Source organism: Motiliproteus sp. MSK22-1 (assembly GCF_001968815.1).
Taxonomy (GTDB): Bacteria; Pseudomonadota; Gammaproteobacteria; order Pseudomonadales; family Balneatricaceae; genus Motiliproteus.
The window spans coordinates 128,860-144,706 of the sequence record NZ_MIEQ01000053.1 but is presented as its reverse complement, the minus strand read 5'-3'; the positions used below and the strand labels follow the sequence as shown (position 1 = coordinate 144,706).

Genomic DNA, 15,847 nt, shown 5'->3' with positions numbered 1-15,847 from the left:
CGTTGCTTTAGTGCTCCTCAGCTTTGAACAACCGTAAACGGTTGGCATTACTCACCACCGTGAGAGATGAAAAGGCCATCGCCGCTCCTGCGATGATGGGACTCAGCAATACCCCAAAGAATGGGTAAAGCACTCCAGCCGCAAAGGGCACCCCGGCAACGTTGTAGATGAAAGCGCCTATCAGGTTTTGCTTGATATTTCGCAAGGTGGCTTTACTGACGGCGATGGCATCGGCGAGCCCATGTAGTGATCCCCGCATCAATGTGACATCCGCACTTTCGATGGCGACATCAGTACCGGTACCGATGGCAAAACCTACATTGGCCAAAGCCAGAGCCGGCGCATCGTTGATACCATCGCCAGTCATACCGACAATTTCGCCGGCCATCTGTAATTCAGCCACCTTATCGGACTTGTGCTCCGGTAGTACCTCGGCAAAAAATTCTGTTATACCCACTTTCTGGGCGACCGCCTTGGCTGTGGCACGATTATCACCGGTAAGCATCACCACACGGATACCATTGTTTTGCAGACGCTTGATCGCAGAGATGGAATCCTTCTTGATTGGATCTGATACTGCGATAATCGCAGCGAGGGAACCATCTATGGCAAAGTACATCGGTGTCTGCGCCTCTGTTGCCATGGCCTGAGCCACAGAGATATACCCTTTGATGTCGATCTGTTCGTTATCCATCAGCTTCTGATTGCCAAATAACAAACGTTGACCACCGACCATACCTTCGACCCCATGGCCAGCAATAGCTCGAAACTGATCGACTGAAGCAAGCTCCAGGCCGCGTTCCCGTCCCGATTCAATGATAGAGAGCGCCAGCGGATGTTCTGACCCAACCTCCAGACTGGCCGCCAACTGCAGAACTTGATCCTCACTATCTGCCCCAGCCAAGTGGACAGCGGTGACCTTGGGCGCACCAACGGTAATGGTGCCGGTCTTATCCAGAATCATCGCGGTAATTTTGGAGGCGGTTTGCAGCGCTTCACCGTTGCGAATCAACACCCCGGCCTCAGCAGCTTTGCCCACTCCTACCATCACCGACATCGGCGTTGCCAGCCCTAAGGCACAGGGACAGGCAATAATTAGCACTGTGGTGGCCGAGACGATGGCGAAGGCTACCGCCGGACTGGGTCCGAAGTTCAACCACATCAGAGCGCTGGACACTGCAATGATCATGATCACCGGAACAAAGTAAGCAGAAATAATATCCGCCAGGCGACCGATCGGCGGTTTGGAATTCTGCGCCCGCTTGACCATATTGATGATCTGGGCCAGCGCAGTATCTTTTCCGACCCGTGTTGCCCGGAACAAAATACTCCCACTCTTATTGAGTGTGCCGGCAACCACTTCATCTCCTTCAGTTTTTTCCACCGGCATCGGCTCGCCAGTTAGCATCGATTCATCAACGGCGGTATGGCCTTCAACTACAACACCATCAACCGGCATCTTTTCACCGGGCCTTACTCGAACTAAATCATCCAGAAGAACCTGCTCAATAGCGATGTCCAGTTCTTTACCGTCTCGAATCACCCGCGCGGTTTTTGCTTGCAATCCGATCAAACGCTTGATCGCATCAGAGGTTCTGCCCCGGGCCTTGACTTCCAACGCCAGCCCAAGGTCGATCAAGCCGATAATCATAGCAGTGGCTTCAAAATAGACGTGCCGAGCCATCTCCGGCACAACCAGAGGGAAGAACACAACCACCATAGAATAAATCCAAGCTGTTCCGGTTCCCAAAGCAATCAGCGTATCCATATTGGCACTATGATTTACAAAGGACTTCCAGGCCCCTATATAGAAATGCTTGCCGGAAAAAAACATCACCCCTAGAGTCAATAAGCCTACGGTTAACCAGGCGAGTCTTTCAAGGGTTGTGGTGACAGTCATTTCGCCGACGACAATGCTATAAATCATCAACGGGACACCTAGTGACAGCGCAATCGTCATCTCCCGCATCAAACGCTTGTAATAGGCCCAATCGGCTTTTTCTTTTTCCTCCAGCAGGTCATTTTCTGACTCTGAATCACTGCTTTTGGCGATGTACCCAGCCCCTTCAACCACCTTGATCAAGGTATTCATTGAGGCACTTCCGGTCACGGTCACTGTTCGCTGGGTAAAATTCATCACCGCATCTTCAACACCACTCACCTTTTTTAATGCCCCTTCAATCTTGCCAACGCAGCTGGCACAGCCTGCGCCTTCAATGATCAGTTCCTGAGCCTTGATGACTGACCTAGCCACGCTGTCATCACAATGGCTCTCGACTTGATAGGATTTACTGTCCATTTTGCCCTCGAAAACTTCCGAATAATGTGTCTAATTGGTGGCTCCTGGCTCTGTACGACGAAAAACCAGAACACAGGATCACTAAACGACAGGAAGCGCTCAATACGCAGGTACTTGAGCACCAGCGAATTATGCAAAGAGCGGCCTGCCCTTAAACGAAAGCTATAGGGGGTCGTAGACTAGGTTGATGGAAAGAATAAGGGCAGTTGTTTGAGGGCAACAATAGCCGCTGTTTTTCAGCGGGATTGGCGGATAAAGACCCAGACGGGATTGTTGGAGCCGGGTGCATTCCAGAACAGGAGCTACAATTGTCGATACAACAACCAACACAAGCAGGATCACTTTTTACATCATCGGTTACATTCGATCCGACAATTTCTGGCCCCAACACTTGAGCTTGAACCGTTCCTTCTGCTGACAGTATAAAATGAGCAGGTATAGTCACCTGAACAGCGACTAGCGCCACCACCATCATTATGCTGGTAAACAAAATCGACAGTGTTACGGCCGCTTTGCTTTTCATTTTATCCTCTTTCCGGCTTCGCTTTGGTTAGAACGGCGCAACGAAGGTAAGTTCAAACAAAAATCCAGCATCTTCTAAGTTAAGAGTAAACCTCTTTGAATAAGTTGAGCCTTAACATAGATCAAACCTAGTAAATTGGCTTGATTCCAGAAAGCAAGGACTGAAGCTCAGATTCAAACCTTGGAATCATCAGAGCAAAGCACCAAGCTGGCAGTGCTTTTTCCGACAATAATAGAGAGGTCTGTGACTCTGACAGAAGTTGAAACGTCCGTATCAACCAGCAACCCAAAAACCAGCACTCCACAGCATGCCGATTCCCAACACTATCACCAGCACTGCAACCAGTCCTCTGAATCGGCTGCTCCATTGGGCTAGTTTGCTAGCCAGGAACTCCCCTCGCTTCGACACCAGCAGCCAAACCAACGGCAGACATAATCCGACACCGAACAACACCAAGGAGCTGAATCCAAGCAGAATGTCCCCCAGAAGCAGAGCTTGCCCCAGGAGCAGCGCAAGCAGTGGCAGTGCACAAGCCGGTATGGATACTCCCGCAAGAATCGCAATTGTAACCGTGCTCAGATATTTTTCCGGGAAGTGTGACGGGAGCATTCGGAACAGGCGTAGCCTCTTCCGTAGCGCGGAGCTTAACATAAACATCCCGACCACCAGATAAACCATACCCAACAGTTTGAAGAGCCCATATTGAAAACGATACAACCCATATCCGATTAGGGCCACGGAAGTTCCCAGCAATGCTGAAGTAAATATCCGAATAGTACAAAATATCAGTAATTCACGAATTTTCGATAACCGACCCATACTGCTGACTGTGCGCACAAATAAGCTATGCAAGCTCAGAGCACAAGGCTCGATTGAACCAACAACGCCAAACAGCAGTGATAAAATCAGAATTTCAAGGATCGATTTTTCCAACATGGAATCACTATTCAATTAGCCAAGCGGCACTATTGTCCGGATGGCCAAAGATTCTTCATTCATAAGCAGCCTGTACACTAACAATCTGACGAGAACATTCAGTATTTATGAGACCACCTGTTCTTTTTTGTTACAAATTGATCAAACTCATGAACTAAAAATTTAGTTTGGGGCACACTACATCAGAGAACACATATCGGACAAATATTCCTAATAGACGGAACTTTAGTCATAATTGTTTGCCTCATTTGCAACAATTGGTACACGAGAGTATTGGCAACCATGAAGGTGCGAGGTTTTCGGACAGCCCTGAGCCGGTTATTAACCATCTGGCTGACAGCGATGTTTTTCCTCGCTGCGCAAGCCCATGGGTTGGCCATGGACACAACCATGGATAAAAGTGTACCCGTTGTGCAAAATACTATCATTGATGATGGCATTGCCCCCTACGCCCCCCCTTTCTTCACTTTATTACAGACCGACTGCACAGCAGCGGATTCCGGTTGTTCGGTTTGCTGTAACACCTTGTTCTCATTGATAGTGCAGCCAAACCAGGTATTCATACCCCAGCAGCCAGCCTACGGCGTTCAGCTCCTAGCGGTAGCAGAAACGCTGCTGTCACGCCCCTATCATCCTCCGAAAAAGACCCATTAATCAGCGCTGACATTGTATTTGTGACGCCAGCAACGGCCTCCACTGACAAGTAATGGGTCTATAGCCGCGCTCGTTGATAACCACTCAATGTCCCCCTATTTCAGTAATACGGCTTTCTTTAAACTCGTTTTTAAAATGAACTCACACTATGAACGACACCAAAAACACGGCCTCCAGTTCATCAGCTTTTAGTTATCGCAGAAAACTGCAGCTACTACTTTCGCCGCAACATGCCGAAACCCTGGTCAAGGAGTTAAAAGAACTGCCCGGAATGGAACAGGTCCATTTGAAAAATGATCGCCAATTGGTTATGCGCTACGACACGGCCCAACTGCAGATGGAACAAGTTTTATCTGTGTTGGAAAAAATGGGAGCAACGTTAGATAACAACCGCTGGCGGCAATTTCGGATCGGTTGGTACCGATTCGTCGACAAAAACTCTCAAGCAAATGCTCGTCGGAAAGATGTCCACTGCTGTAATAAACCCCCTGTACAGATCAAGAGAAAATAATGAGTATCCGCACTATCACCCTCACCACCAGCTTATGGTTACTGCCGGCAATTGTAGTTACGCTGCTGATTACGCTCTGGGGAGATTTGTCATTCGCGTCCCTTAGCACTTTTCTCGCCGAATTTGATCAGCAAAAAGTAACTGCATTAGTAAAAGATGCCGGAATGATTGGACCACTGCTTCTGATGGGAATATTGGCGCTGGCGATAGTATTCAGTCCACTACCCAGCGCTCCTATTGCCATGGCGGCTGGAGCTCTCTATGGTCACTACGAAGGCACTCTATATGTCTTTCTCGGATCACTTATGGGCTCTTCAGTAGCCTTCTGGATAGCACGTTCACTCGGTTACAACGCCGCCAGAGGTTGGTTGCAGCAGCGATTCCCACACTGGGAAACCATGAATCAAAACCGTCTACTATTGGCCATTATGGTGTCTCGACTTATTCCATTTATCTCTTTTGATCTGGTGAGTTATGCAGCGGGGATCACCCCAATTATTTATTGGCGTTTTCTATTAGCCACCGCCATTGGCATTCTCCCAGCCAGCTTTATGCTCGCTCACTTGGGCCAATCAACCTTGGACCAGTCACTGTGGTTAAACGGATTGATCATAGTACTGATTATCCTGGGTATGTGGCTGATGGCCAAGAATTCAGGTGATGTATCCGGTGAATCTGAAACCAGCAATCCTGAGCGGGATCAAAGAAATGCAGAGTCAGCAAAAAGTGATGTAAAAAAGGTTCAAATTAAATGAGGCACGATAAACAATTGACTATCACCATTCTTCAAAGACCCGTAGCCAAGTGTCTCCCGTTGTTGCTGTTGATAATTGCTTTCGTCGCAGCTCCAGTTCAAGCGGGCTGGTGGGACAATCTCGTCAGCAGCTTCGGCAATAGCAACCTCCAGAGCACCAGCGTCGGCGGCGTGACTCCATTGACGGTCGATGAGGCTTATCAATTCAGTTATAGCCAACCAAAACCGGGGCTGCTAAAGCTAATCTGGCAGATGCCGGAGGACGGTTATTATCTGTACCGCGACAAAATCAAGATCCATACCGGAGACACTATTGAGGTAGTGGATATTCTAAAAGCCGAGGCCGTTGAAAAGGAAGATGCCATTTACGGCCGCAGTTGGGTCTATTTTAACGGTGCGGAGGTACTGGTGGCATTACAGTCACTCAATGGTGAAAATACCGATGTGACTTTTAAGGTCGAGTATCAGGGCTGCTGGGAGGGAGGAATCTGCTACCCACCGGAGAAAAAGACGGTAACCCTCAGCGGTATCCCAGGCAAAGCGCCACTGCTACAAAACTCTTTATCAACGTCGGAACTGTCAGCGCCTCAATCGAACTCATTCTGGTCCAACAACGCCGGATTTGACCTTTCCCTAACCGATCAAAGCCGTTTCGCCGATGCCCTGAAATCCAGCAGCCTGTTGGTCACACTAGGGCTATTTTTTCTTGCCGGTCTAGCCCTATCGCTAACACCCTGCATTTTTCCGATGATACCAATCCTCTCATCAGTGATTGTCGGCCATCAGGCAGGTGCGGCTGCAACAAGTAGCGCAAATCAGGGCACGAATACTCGTAGGAGCTTTTTCTACTCCTGCGTCTACGTGCTGTTTATGGCGCTGACCTACACCATTGCCGGGGTTATTGCCGGCCTATTCGGTGCCAATATCCAGGCCGCCTTTCAGAATGTCTGGATTATCAGTCTATTCAGTCTGATGTTTATACTCTTCGCCCTATCGATGTTCGGTATTTTTCAGTTTCAGGTACCGGTTGCCCTGCAAAATAAGCTAGCGAATCTCAGCCGTCGTCAACGTGGCGGACGCTTTACCGGAGTCGCCTCTATGGGCGTATTGTCAGCACTGATTGTTGGCCCCTGTGTCGCAGCCCCCCTTGCCGGTGCGCTGATCTACATCGGCCAGACCGGTGACCCTTATCTGGGAGGAGCCGCTCTGTTCAGTCTCAGTATCGGAATGGGTATTCCATTAATTTTGATTGGTACCTCCGCTGGAAAAATACTCCCTAAGGCCGGACATTGGATGGAACAAATAAAGGCTGCCTTTGGGGTAATGATGTTACTGATGGCAATCTGGATGCTCGATCGAATTCTACCACCGGCAGTCATCATGGGACTCTTGGGTGCACTGCTAACTTTCACTGCAATCTTTATGAAAGCACTGGACTCGTTACCGATAGGCAGCTCAATTGCCGCTCGATTGGGCAAGGGCACCGGTTTATTGCTGCTGGTTTACGGCCTCAGTCTCTTGATAGGACTGGCCGCAGGCGGCAGTAGTTTAATCAGACCATTGGCTGTGCTCAGCACAGGTTTCAGCAACAGTAACAGTAACAGTATTACCAGCGGCACCAGACAGCGGACACCGCAAGCCCCTTTTGCCAAAGTCACGTCACTGGAGCAGCTACAACCCAGACTAGACGCCGCGAAACTGGCGGGACAGCCGGTGATGCTGGATTTCTACGCCGATTGGTGTATTACCTGCAAAGAGCTGGAGGCATTTGTATTCGTCGATGACCAAGTTCAACAACAGTTCAGCCGTTTCAGCCTGATTAAGGTCGACGTAACCGCCAACGACGATGCTGCCAAAACACTTTACGATTATTACAACATCATCGGCCCACCTGCTTTGATTTTCTATGATAACACCGGCCAGATACGAGCCAACCAAACCCTGATCGGCGTACCGGAGGTGGCTGACTTTGTCAGCCATCTGAAGAAGATATAGTTCCTGTACTACAGGTCCCCTTAAGAGCTTAAGCATAATTAGTAACAGCAGAGTAAAACAGATACACAAATTCGAGGAGTGACCATTATGGCGATCAAGACTCACAAAACCGGCATCCACGAAAACTATTTGGTGAAACGATCTCTGAAACTGCAGAGCGTGAAAGAGTCAGAAACAAAACAGATTGTTGAGCAGCTAATGGAGCTTGCCGAAGTAGACGACGCATTCTTTTCGTTCAATAAAACTATCTGCATTCTGAACATCAGCTACGACGCGTCGATCAAAACCGGTCCCCTGAAGGAGATAAAAGCCGTTCTTTCCCACTTTGATACTTTCATCACAAATGACTGGTGGACCCGCAACAAAGTGAGTTACTACGAGTTTCTCGACCAGAACATATTCGACAACGCCAGGCATGTACCCGCTTGTTGCAGCAAACCACCACCCGGAAAATAGATTGTTGCGCGTTCTTAATCCATTGCTATTCCATGTAAGGAGCATACTCTGTGTTGACCTACCCCAATATCGACCCGGTAGCGCTGGCTATCGGGCCTCTCAAAATCCACTGGTATGGTTTGATGTATCTGGTCGGTTTTGGAGCCGCCTGGTGGCTGGCTAACTATCGTGCCGGTCGCTCTGACGCCACCTGGAGCAAGCAGCAGGTTTCAGACTTGATCTTCTGGTCCGCAGTCGGTGTTATCTTCGGCGGTCGAGCCGGTTACGTGCTGTTCTATAACTTCGAGCAGTTTCTGGCCAATCCCCTGTGGCTATTCAAGATCTGGGAGGGGGGTATGTCATTTCACGGTGGTCTTTTAGGAGTTACTACGGCGCTCTTCCTGTATGGACGTCAGATTAACAAGAGCTTCTTCGAAGTTGCCGACTTCACCGCTCCGTTGGTACCTTTGGGTTTGGCAGCCGGTCGCATCGGCAATTTTATTGGCGGCGAACTCTGGGGGAGGGTAACAGATGCCTCTTGGGCTATGGTTTTCCCTGGAGCAGGAACACTACCTCGGCATCCCTCACAACTCTATCAATTTGCCCTTGAGGGGCTGCTACTGTTCACCATTGTTTGGTGGTTCTCATCAAAACCAAGACCCAGAATGGCAGTATCAGGACTGTTCCTGCTGGGATACGGAAGCTTCCGCTTTTTTGTTGAACAGTTCCGGCAACCGGATGCCCATATCGGCTTTGTTTTGGCGGATTGGATCACCATGGGGCAATTGCTGTCGACACCGATGATTCTGCTGGGGGCCTTTATGCTGAGTTGGAGTTATTTGTCGAAGCAACAACAACGAGGCAACATATAAACCGACTATGATTGCCTGGGCCGAATACTGCAGGAACTTTTTTGTATCGCTTAACCTGAAGTCGACTTCAGGCTGTAGATTCAAAACAGAGCATGGAGAATTAACCGTATTTGAATCGATGAATCGAGTTTGATCTAATGTTCCAGCATGTCCTCACTTTTTATGCCGTTGCTGCCACAACTGGTATCCCCGATCGGGCCAAAGACTTTGGAACCAGGCGATAACCGATTCAACTTCCTGTTCACTCAACTTTCCTTTCCAAGCGGGCATACGGCCTGCGGAACCTTCTTCAATTGTCTTCTTCAGTATGGGAAACGGATGGTGCCAAGCGTGGGCGGTGCCGTTTAGAGGCGGTGGTGGATACAATCCATTTGCATCCGGTTTAATCCACTCCGGGGTAGCTTCGGCATTACTGCCATGACACACGGCACAGTTTGCTTGATAGACCTTCGCCCCCAGTTCCACTTGTTCTTTGCTGTACCAACGCCCGGTATCCGAATCCTGACGCCAAGGATCAAATTGGTCAGAACAGGCTTGCAATAGACTTATTGCAAGCAAAAGGACGGTTGCTTTTCTCAACATACGAATTCTCATTAACGTTAATTCAAGTGACTGATCAACATAGAATAACCACCGCCATTGAGCAGGTTTGTATAACCGGCCTGTCGCAATGCGGCTTCAGCAATACCAGCCCGCTGACCACTGCGGCAATACAATACGATCTGTCGATCTTTGCGAATTTCCAGATTAGCAAACTGACGCACAATGCTGATGAGGAATTAGGATAGCGTCATCCAAGTGACCTCCTACAAACTCCTGATCAGTCCTTACATCAACAACCAGTGCCCCTTGTTTAATCATTTTCCAAGCAACGTCTTCTCGGCTTTCAGCGAAACTCCAGCCACTGACCAGCAGCGTGAAAACAAGTGTCAAAACCGTTGATATTCTCATGGAACTATTTCCTCTGTAGAAACCCTTAAAGCGATAGCGTAGAACCTGATCTGAATGAATGAGATTAACTCATCATCGAAGAAACCAGCGCCAAATTCAGTTGATCGAACAAATGGAGCCGACCTCCAAACTGATCGGAAAACACTCGCGCCGCAGCCTCATCGGAAAAACTGGCAAGTGTCGGCCCTAAGGCTCCCCTGCGGTTATGCCCGACTACATAAATAGCCGTTCGGGCATTAATATAGCGGTCTCCATCGGCAAGATCCCAGGGGGTCACTGCCATATCATGGACAAAAGCACTCTGAATATTATGACTGTGCTCTGGATCAAGCCAGTAGGCGAACATGTCCCTGGTGGAACAGAACTTCATATTCTGATCATAGCCCCGTTCAAAAAGCTGGCCTTTAGGGCCGGGAAAATTGCTGATTAGCATGCCACAGAGCCGGCACTCATCCCCGTATTCAATCTTAGTGACATTTTGGATGCCAGCCACTTTGTCCGTCTGCTTACCACAGGCGGAAAGTAGCAAGCTGGAACCCGCAAGTTTCAACAGATTGCGCTTAGTCATTCCAGTTGAGTGCTTCATCATCGTATCTCCACATAGAGAAAAACTTTTGACTAAATAGATGCAGAGCTATCGTTGCCACCTGCTCCGATTCTATGCATTCGGTTTGAGGTTACCAGCGCAACGCTGATGCGTTTTGACTTAGCTCACTTATCAGTATTAAGTAGCCGCTCAGTCACTCCTTTCGTATCTCACCAAGCTGTTCATGATAGGCGGCCTGATCAATCTCACCTTTGGCATAGCGTTCTTTCAGACTGGCTTCGGCAAACTCAGATAACTGCCTACCCTCATTTCGTGATGACTGGGTGATCCACCTCAGTATGGCGAAGACCCCCACTATGGCCAGCCCTCCGATCACCAGCATAAGGATCATTCCAATCCCCATACCCCAACCATTATCCATAAATCCGTAATCGTGCATGACTACCTCCTCTTGCATTTCATTGGTTGCATTTCATGGATGCCGTTAACAGGAGCACCCCTGGTGCTCCCATCAAAGTTTGTTTGTAGTGAACCTATTGCTCTTTAACGATAGCCATCTGATGTCCTTCACCCGCGGGCAATTCAAAGGTCCGAATGACTTCCATCGATTGTTGATCAATCACCCACACTTGGGGCGTGGAGCGACTGGTGACATAGACCTTGCCTGTCCCCTCGACACTGTTCAGATGATAGGGCCGAGGGGATAAGGAAATTTTCTGAATTTCTCCAGAGTCTGGATTGAGAGCCACCAGTTTGTCTTCTTTCTGGCTGGTAACAAACAGCTTACGTCCATCATCGCTGATATCCAGACCATGCAGGTTTTTGCCAACTTGCTGCTGCTGGCGCGGCTGTGTTCCATCCAGCGTAATCGCTGATATGCTGCCCTGAGCACTGTTGCTGACATAGAGGATTTTGTCATCCTTTGACAGCGTCATATGCTTGGGTCCAGGTCCCGCCTCCAGAGTACGGCTGATCGACCAGTTGCTGAGATCAATTTCATCGACAGTGCCCGCTCCTGCATTACTGACGTAGGCTTTACTGCCATCCTTAGTAACGACCAGATAATATGGCCCAGCTCCTGTTTTCACTGTTGCTGCAATCTCACTGCTTTCAACATCCAGTACGCTGACCTGATTTCTGGTGGGATGAGTGGACAATACGTAACGACCATCCGGAGTGATTGCCTGGTGATGAGACCAGCCCTCCACCTCTACAGTCTGCATCACATGTCCATGGGCAGGGTGAACCATAAACAAATTACTTTTGCCCTTTTCCGTCCCTTCAGTTGCCTCCTTGAGGCTCGCGGTAATCACATATTCGCCATCAGGCGTAGCAACTAACCCATGAGGATTATCTACTCCAGGATATTGCCTGATGACAGAATCCGTCGCTGCATCCACTTCGGCAACACTATTGCCAGAACCGGTGGGAATATAGACGATTGGGGCAGCCTGTACAGAGCCAGCAAGCAATCCTGTAGCTATACCCCATGCGATATAGCGATACGCTGAATGTTTGACGGTGGTATTACTACTTTCAAGTTTAGTTCTTACGAATTTCATATGATTTCCTCCCTGGCCTAGAATTCGCGTCGAATCTGTTGAGGTTTTGCAACGTCGACTCTGGCCGGTTGCAAAGCTTTCACGGAATCACCCGCTCTTCCATCGGTATCCGTATCAGGAAGGGGGCCGGCTTCAGGCTTCTCTTTGGTCATCGCCTCTTTGCTGTGCTTCTTGTCGTCATGGCACCCGACACCAGCCTTCATCATCCATAGGTGCATTAGAGGGCAAGCCAGCAATAACAGATAGCTGAACCAACTGGTCTTTTCAGGGCCGGAACTGAATATGACGTAGCCCATAATTGCCACGCAACCCACCATCATCAGGTTATGGCCACTGCGCCACCAGGGTTTAGATTCGTTATGGTCGGCTTGAGAGCCGCTCACCTGTTTATCAGAATGGTTTTTCTTGTCACAACAAGACATAGATACATCTCCTAACAGGACCAATCATGACAATAAGCCAGCCATATTGAACAGACTCTTAGATTGGATCGATCCCTTTATGCTTTGGTCGCAAACGACATCAAATAAGTCGTTTGAGGAGTACTCGTAATAACAGACGGTCGCCAGCACTGCTGGAAACTGTCTTCAAATAACGGATGGTCGACTAAGCAATTGGAGGTCGGTAGGTAGGAGCGCTATACGCGGGATGAGTGTTGTTGACCACTGAAATTTCATGAATAACACGGGGTTGATACCAACTGCTATCAACCGTAAATCTGAACAGAGTATTACCAAAGCAACCACTGAGACAATGATTATCATTGCTGTTGCTGCATTGACTATCAGCATCACTGTTACATTGACCTTCAGCGGATCCCGTCACAGTACTGTTATCAAACTGATCGTATTCAAGCTCCAGGCTCTGAGATTCTATCAGGGGAGACATCAACAAATGAGAGGCAAATAGATTAGTGCTGCCGATGACTAATGCCATCAGCAATACTACGTTCACACCTAATCTTTTTCTCATACTATTGAGCATATTGTTTTCTATCAACAATGGCATTCTATTAAGCAATCGGTTTTCATGTCCGTCTGCAATGTGCTGAAGTAGACAGCAGTTCACTGGAGAGACCAACCAATACCACGACGGCCTCTTTCTTCAGTTACAGCAAATAGACCCAATTAGTCCTATTCAGTTTCACTTAATTCCGGCACTTCTCTGAATTTTTCGTACATAGCCAACAATATGACCCGCCTGTTCAGGTGACACCTGCGGTTGCGCTGGCATATCACCAAAGTTCCAGTGATGTGACCGACTACCATCTTTAACCGCCCGATAGAACGCCAGATCAGAATGGTGCGAAGGATTGTAGACTTTATGAATCAGCGGTGGCCCTTGAGTAGTACCCGACGCCTTTTTGCCATGACATACCGCACAGTTGGCTTCAAACAGCTTTTTTCCTTTCCTGACATCAGCGACAAAATCACTGGGGGGTAAGCCCATATTCTGTAACCGTTCCTCCTCGCTTGGTGGGCTACAGGCCGCCAATAACAAAGTACTGGCAAGCACAGCAAATAAAAATTTTGAATTGTTCAGTATTTTGAATTTTTCTTTCATATGATCCCTGATCTCCAACTTTGCTCAACTTCACCCGCTGTAACTAACACCGCAATTATCTGTAAAACACCGCCATGAATAGCTAGAATGGCTGGCGGCTGATGCCTCAGGCCCTCCTGACTCCATTGTTAACCTTCCGGGCTTTTCAAGTATTCCGCAATCGCCTTCAGATCTTCTTCCGATAACCGGGACGTGGTGTTTTCAATCACGTGCCCCATGGATCCTCCGAGAAAATCACCATCAGGCTTCATCCCCACTTCCAATGAGAAAATGATGTCGGATACGTCCCAATCACCAAACTCTTTGTTATTACTCGCTATTAATGCGGGTACTGCTTCACCATCAGGACCGTCCTCATTGCCCGCCAGACCTTCATCTGTATCCAAGCCACCCATCAGGTTTCTAGGGGTATGACATTCGACACAGTGACTCGGACCGTTAACAATGTAGGCGCCTCTATTCCAGGAAGTGCTTTTCTTTGGATTCGATTTGAATTCACTATTATCAAAGTTTAACCATTTCCAAATAGCCATTAGCGAACGTTGATTAAAAGGGAATGAGAGTTCATGCTCCTTGGACAGCTCGGAGACAGCAGGCTGTACATCCAAAAAGGCCTTTAGATCAAGCAAATCCTGATCAGTCATCTTGGCATAAGACGTATAGGGAAAGGCAGGGTAGTAATGGTCACCCTCCGGACTAATACCTTTTCTCATTGCTTTAATGAAATCCTGCTCTGACCAGCTTCCGATACCTAGTTTCGAATCAGAACTAATATTGGGTGTATAAAAAACACCAAAAGGAGTTTCCATTTTTAAGCCACCTGCTAGCGGCTTTCCGTCCCCCTCAGTATTGGTATGACAGGATGCACAGCCCCCCAGGGCAAAGATGTACTCACCTCGTTTAACAGAATCCTGCTCAGATTCAGACTCTGCCATCACAGTGACTGACAGGAGTATTGTCGAAATCAACAACAGAACTGAAAAAAGTCTATTTTTCACTGTCAGTGCTCCTCTTTTTTCTTCTTCCGATAGTCGGTGTGGCATGATTTACAACTCTTACCCAGCTTCACAAACTGCTTTTTCAGGGCTCGACTGTCACTTCCGTTTTCAGCCAAAGCCGCCAGTTTGTCAGCTTCCTTTTCGGTTCGTTTAACCATAACCACAAACTGATCCCATTCGGTCCAGAGTTTAGGCAACGCTTCGGACTTGGCGCTTAAACTTCCTTCAGGAAACAAGACTGTTATTTTCGCACTATGGTCAATGACTGCTTTTGCTCCCTCTAAGAATGCCGAAGATTCAAATGGCCGCTTACCTTTGACCATGTCTCCCATAATTTCCATTGCATCACCCATGGCACTCATAGCATCCATTCGCTCTTTGACGACACCGGTAGCACCACCATGAGCATATACCCAGGAAGGAACTACGGTGACGGAAAGTAACAAAAAAACGCTAAGAGTACGGATCACATAGAACAGTAGTTTTTTCATATTAAATTTCTCTAATATCTATAATTTTTTTGTAGTGTATGACTAACTATTTGTCTGGTCGGTGATAACGCATCATTAACCCTTATGCCAAGTATCACCATAGTTACGGTAAACAAACAACTGTAGGCTGATATGAGGGATATCTCCCACCACACCGAATCGAACAGTCATATGTCGATCTCGCTGAGATTTAATTCGCAGATCGATGAGTGCAGAAACAATACCGCAAACTCAGACGGCAGCGAGTGGTGGGCGAAGAATTGAATTGGGGAGTGGATCGGGGATTCGCGATGCCCTAAGGGTAATAGGAACGGTTTTAGGCTTTGCGACCAAGCCAGTACCAAAGCCCATTAACAGAGAAACGCAGGAACTGGTGGAACAATGAGTCGTACAATCACCTAGAGATGTGACGTGATGACAATCTTCCACATTAGTCGACCGGTCTTCTGTGGATTCGAGAACATCGGCATGGACTAAATGATGGAAATCGTCCGAAGCCAGCAGAGAATCACCAGCTCTGTGTTGATGGAGCGGTTGATTTTCAAGTACCACGACCCCTTCCACCATAAGTATGGGGAATAGCATGGCAGCAATCATAACCATGATAAGAAGTGGACTTTTACATACAACCAAACGCATGGATCAAATACTCACCAATTTTGATATTCGAGTCAAGCTATAACAGCATGGGCATCGGTTAAATGCAGCAGACAATGGAGCTGTTAGGAAACTTCCCACTTGAACGGGCTTACGCAA

At 48.2% G+C, this 15,847-nt stretch carries 21 protein-coding genes; 6 read left to right on the top strand and 15 right to left on the bottom strand.

The features are described 5' to 3' along the window. Positions 1 to 7: 7 nt before the first annotated feature. The 3 genes from BGP75_RS16530 to BGP75_RS16520 form a co-directional block, all read right to left on the bottom strand. Positions 8 to 2,299, bottom strand: coding sequence for a heavy metal translocating P-type ATPase (locus tag BGP75_RS16530; protein WP_076719933.1), 2,292 nt, complete (start codon positions 2,297 to 2,299; stop codon positions 8 to 10). A gap of 151 nt (positions 2,300 to 2,450) precedes the next feature. Further along, on the bottom strand, positions 2,451 to 2,822 hold the full coding sequence (locus BGP75_RS16525; RefSeq protein WP_076719932.1) for a hypothetical protein: 372 nt from the start codon (positions 2,820 to 2,822) through the stop codon (positions 2,451 to 2,453). A 273-nt stretch (positions 2,823 to 3,095) separates the two neighbouring features. Continuing rightward, positions 3,096 to 3,758, bottom strand: coding sequence for a hypothetical protein (locus BGP75_RS16520; protein ID WP_076719931.1), 663 nt, complete (start codon positions 3,756 to 3,758; stop codon positions 3,096 to 3,098). Between the two features lie 282 nt (positions 3,759 to 4,040). Here BGP75_RS16520 and BGP75_RS16515 point away from each other — a divergent pair, with 282 nt between their 5' ends. From BGP75_RS16515 to lgt, 6 genes are all read left to right on the top strand, one after another. Next, the gene (locus BGP75_RS16515; protein ID WP_076719930.1) at positions 4,041 to 4,412 is read left to right on the top strand and encodes a hypothetical protein; all 372 of its coding nucleotides are present in this window, start codon (positions 4,041 to 4,043) and stop codon (positions 4,410 to 4,412) included. 148 nt (positions 4,413 to 4,560) lie between these two features. After that, positions 4,561 to 4,923, top strand: a complete 363-nt coding sequence (locus tag BGP75_RS16510; RefSeq protein ID WP_076719929.1) for a hypothetical protein — start codon at positions 4,561 to 4,563, stop codon at positions 4,921 to 4,923. Continuing rightward, positions 4,923 to 5,678: a TVP38/TMEM64 family protein gene (locus BGP75_RS16505; protein WP_076719928.1), complete on the top strand. Its 756-nt coding sequence runs from the start codon at positions 4,923 to 4,925 to the stop codon at positions 5,676 to 5,678. Before BGP75_RS16510 ends, BGP75_RS16505 begins: the two co-directional genes overlap by 1 nt. Further along, positions 5,675 to 7,672, top strand: a complete 1,998-nt coding sequence (gene dsbD / locus BGP75_RS16500; protein WP_076719927.1) for a protein-disulfide reductase DsbD — start codon at positions 5,675 to 5,677, stop codon at positions 7,670 to 7,672. Before BGP75_RS16505 ends, dsbD begins: the two co-directional genes overlap by 4 nt. 87 nt (positions 7,673 to 7,759) lie before the next feature. Continuing rightward, positions 7,760 to 8,128: a hypothetical protein gene (locus BGP75_RS16495; RefSeq protein WP_076719926.1), complete on the top strand. Its 369-nt coding sequence runs from the start codon at positions 7,760 to 7,762 to the stop codon at positions 8,126 to 8,128. 50 nt (positions 8,129 to 8,178) lie between these two features. Then, positions 8,179 to 8,979 (top strand): prolipoprotein diacylglyceryl transferase, encoded by an 801-nt coding sequence (gene lgt / locus BGP75_RS16490; protein WP_076719925.1) that lies wholly within the window; start codon positions 8,179 to 8,181, stop codon positions 8,977 to 8,979. 153 nt (positions 8,980 to 9,132) lie between these two features. Here the strand turns inward: lgt and BGP75_RS16485 are convergent, their stop codons facing one another. The 12 genes from BGP75_RS16485 to BGP75_RS26840 form a co-directional block, all read right to left on the bottom strand. Beyond that, the gene (locus tag BGP75_RS16485) at positions 9,133 to 9,561 is read right to left on the bottom strand and encodes a cytochrome c (RefSeq protein ID WP_076719924.1); all 429 of its coding nucleotides are present in this window, start codon (positions 9,559 to 9,561) and stop codon (positions 9,133 to 9,135) included. 17 nt (positions 9,562 to 9,578) lie between these two features. Continuing rightward, positions 9,579 to 9,743 (bottom strand): rhodanese-like domain-containing protein, encoded by a 165-nt coding sequence (locus BGP75_RS27775; protein ID WP_198939385.1) that lies wholly within the window; start codon positions 9,741 to 9,743, stop codon positions 9,579 to 9,581. Next, a complete protein-coding gene (locus BGP75_RS27240) occupies positions 9,727 to 9,930 on the bottom strand; it encodes a rhodanese-like domain-containing protein (RefSeq protein ID WP_198939384.1) in 204 nt (67 codons plus the stop codon). Before BGP75_RS27240 ends, BGP75_RS27775 begins: the two co-directional genes overlap by 17 nt. A 64-nt stretch (positions 9,931 to 9,994) precedes the next feature. Beyond that, positions 9,995 to 10,519, bottom strand: a complete 525-nt coding sequence (locus tag BGP75_RS16475; RefSeq protein ID WP_233152954.1) for a nitrous oxide reductase accessory protein NosL — start codon at positions 10,517 to 10,519, stop codon at positions 9,995 to 9,997. A gap of 151 nt (positions 10,520 to 10,670) precedes the next feature. Beyond that, on the bottom strand, positions 10,671 to 10,916 hold the full coding sequence (locus tag BGP75_RS16470) for an SHOCT domain-containing protein (protein ID WP_083704876.1): 246 nt from the start codon (positions 10,914 to 10,916) through the stop codon (positions 10,671 to 10,673). A 94-nt stretch (positions 10,917 to 11,010) separates the two neighbouring features. Next, on the bottom strand, positions 11,011 to 12,039 hold the full coding sequence (locus BGP75_RS16465) for a YncE family protein (RefSeq protein WP_083704875.1): 1,029 nt from the start codon (positions 12,037 to 12,039) through the stop codon (positions 11,011 to 11,013). A gap of 17 nt (positions 12,040 to 12,056) precedes the next feature. After that, a complete protein-coding gene (locus BGP75_RS16460) occupies positions 12,057 to 12,461 on the bottom strand; it encodes a DUF2933 domain-containing protein (protein ID WP_076719922.1) in 405 nt (134 codons plus the stop codon). A gap of 184 nt (positions 12,462 to 12,645) precedes the next feature. Then, positions 12,646 to 12,993, bottom strand: coding sequence for a hypothetical protein (locus BGP75_RS16455; protein ID WP_143821093.1), 348 nt, complete (start codon positions 12,991 to 12,993; stop codon positions 12,646 to 12,648). 189 nt (positions 12,994 to 13,182) lie between these two features. Beyond that, entirely contained in the window at positions 13,183 to 13,602 is a 420-nt protein-coding gene (locus BGP75_RS16450) for a cytochrome c (RefSeq protein ID WP_076719920.1), read from the bottom strand. Between the two features lie 128 nt (positions 13,603 to 13,730). Further along, complete coding sequence (locus BGP75_RS16445; RefSeq protein ID WP_158070128.1) at positions 13,731 to 14,600, bottom strand: cytochrome c; 870 nt, start codon at positions 14,598 to 14,600, stop codon at positions 13,731 to 13,733. A 2-nt stretch (positions 14,601 to 14,602) separates the two neighbouring features. Further along, positions 14,603 to 15,091: a cytochrome c gene (locus BGP75_RS16440; protein ID WP_076719919.1), complete on the bottom strand. Its 489-nt coding sequence runs from the start codon at positions 15,089 to 15,091 to the stop codon at positions 14,603 to 14,605. A 231-nt stretch (positions 15,092 to 15,322) separates the two neighbouring features. Further along, a complete protein-coding gene (locus tag BGP75_RS26840) occupies positions 15,323 to 15,730 on the bottom strand; it encodes a hypothetical protein (RefSeq protein ID WP_143821092.1) in 408 nt (135 codons plus the stop codon). Between the last annotated feature and the right edge of the window lie 117 nt (positions 15,731 to 15,847).

Coding starts and splice junctions, on each gene's coding strand:
- BGP75_RS16495 (WP_076719926.1), top strand. CDS start 7,760: ATGGCGATCAAGACTCACAAAACCGGCATCCACGAAAACTATTTGGTG.
- BGP75_RS16530 (WP_076719933.1), bottom strand. CDS start 2,299: ATGGACAGTAAATCCTATCAAGTCGAGAGCCATTGTGATGACAGCGTG.
- BGP75_RS16450 (WP_076719920.1), bottom strand. CDS start 13,602: ATGAAAGAAAAATTCAAAATACTGAACAATTCAAAATTTTTATTTGCT.
- BGP75_RS16525 (WP_076719932.1), bottom strand. CDS start 2,822: ATGAAAAGCAAAGCGGCCGTAACACTGTCGATTTTGTTTACCAGCATA.
- BGP75_RS16485 (WP_076719924.1), bottom strand. CDS start 9,561: ATGTTGAGAAAAGCAACCGTCCTTTTGCTTGCAATAAGTCTATTGCAA.
- dsbD (WP_076719927.1), top strand. CDS start 5,675: ATGAGGCACGATAAACAATTGACTATCACCATTCTTCAAAGACCCGTA.
- BGP75_RS16465 (WP_083704875.1), bottom strand. CDS start 12,039: ATGAAATTCGTAAGAACTAAACTTGAAAGTAGTAATACCACCGTCAAA.
- BGP75_RS26840 (WP_143821092.1), bottom strand. CDS start 15,730: ATGCGTTTGGTTGTATGTAAAAGTCCACTTCTTATCATGGTTATGATT.
- BGP75_RS16470 (WP_083704876.1), bottom strand. CDS start 10,916: ATGCACGATTACGGATTTATGGATAATGGTTGGGGTATGGGGATTGGA.
- BGP75_RS16440 (WP_076719919.1), bottom strand. CDS start 15,091: ATGAAAAAACTACTGTTCTATGTGATCCGTACTCTTAGCGTTTTTTTG.
- BGP75_RS16475 (WP_233152954.1), bottom strand. CDS start 10,519: ATGATGAAGCACTCAACTGGAATGACTAAGCGCAATCTGTTGAAACTT.
- BGP75_RS16505 (WP_076719928.1), top strand. CDS start 4,923: ATGAGTATCCGCACTATCACCCTCACCACCAGCTTATGGTTACTGCCG.
- BGP75_RS16510 (WP_076719929.1), top strand. CDS start 4,561: ATGAACGACACCAAAAACACGGCCTCCAGTTCATCAGCTTTTAGTTAT.
- BGP75_RS16520 (WP_076719931.1), bottom strand. CDS start 3,758: ATGTTGGAAAAATCGATCCTTGAAATTCTGATTTTATCACTGCTGTTT.
- BGP75_RS27240 (WP_198939384.1), bottom strand. CDS start 9,930: ATGAGAATATCAACGGTTTTGACACTTGTTTTCACGCTGCTGGTCAGT.
- BGP75_RS16460 (WP_076719922.1), bottom strand. CDS start 12,461: ATGTCTTGTTGTGACAAGAAAAACCATTCTGATAAACAGGTGAGCGGC.
- BGP75_RS16515 (WP_076719930.1), top strand. CDS start 4,041: ATGAAGGTGCGAGGTTTTCGGACAGCCCTGAGCCGGTTATTAACCATC.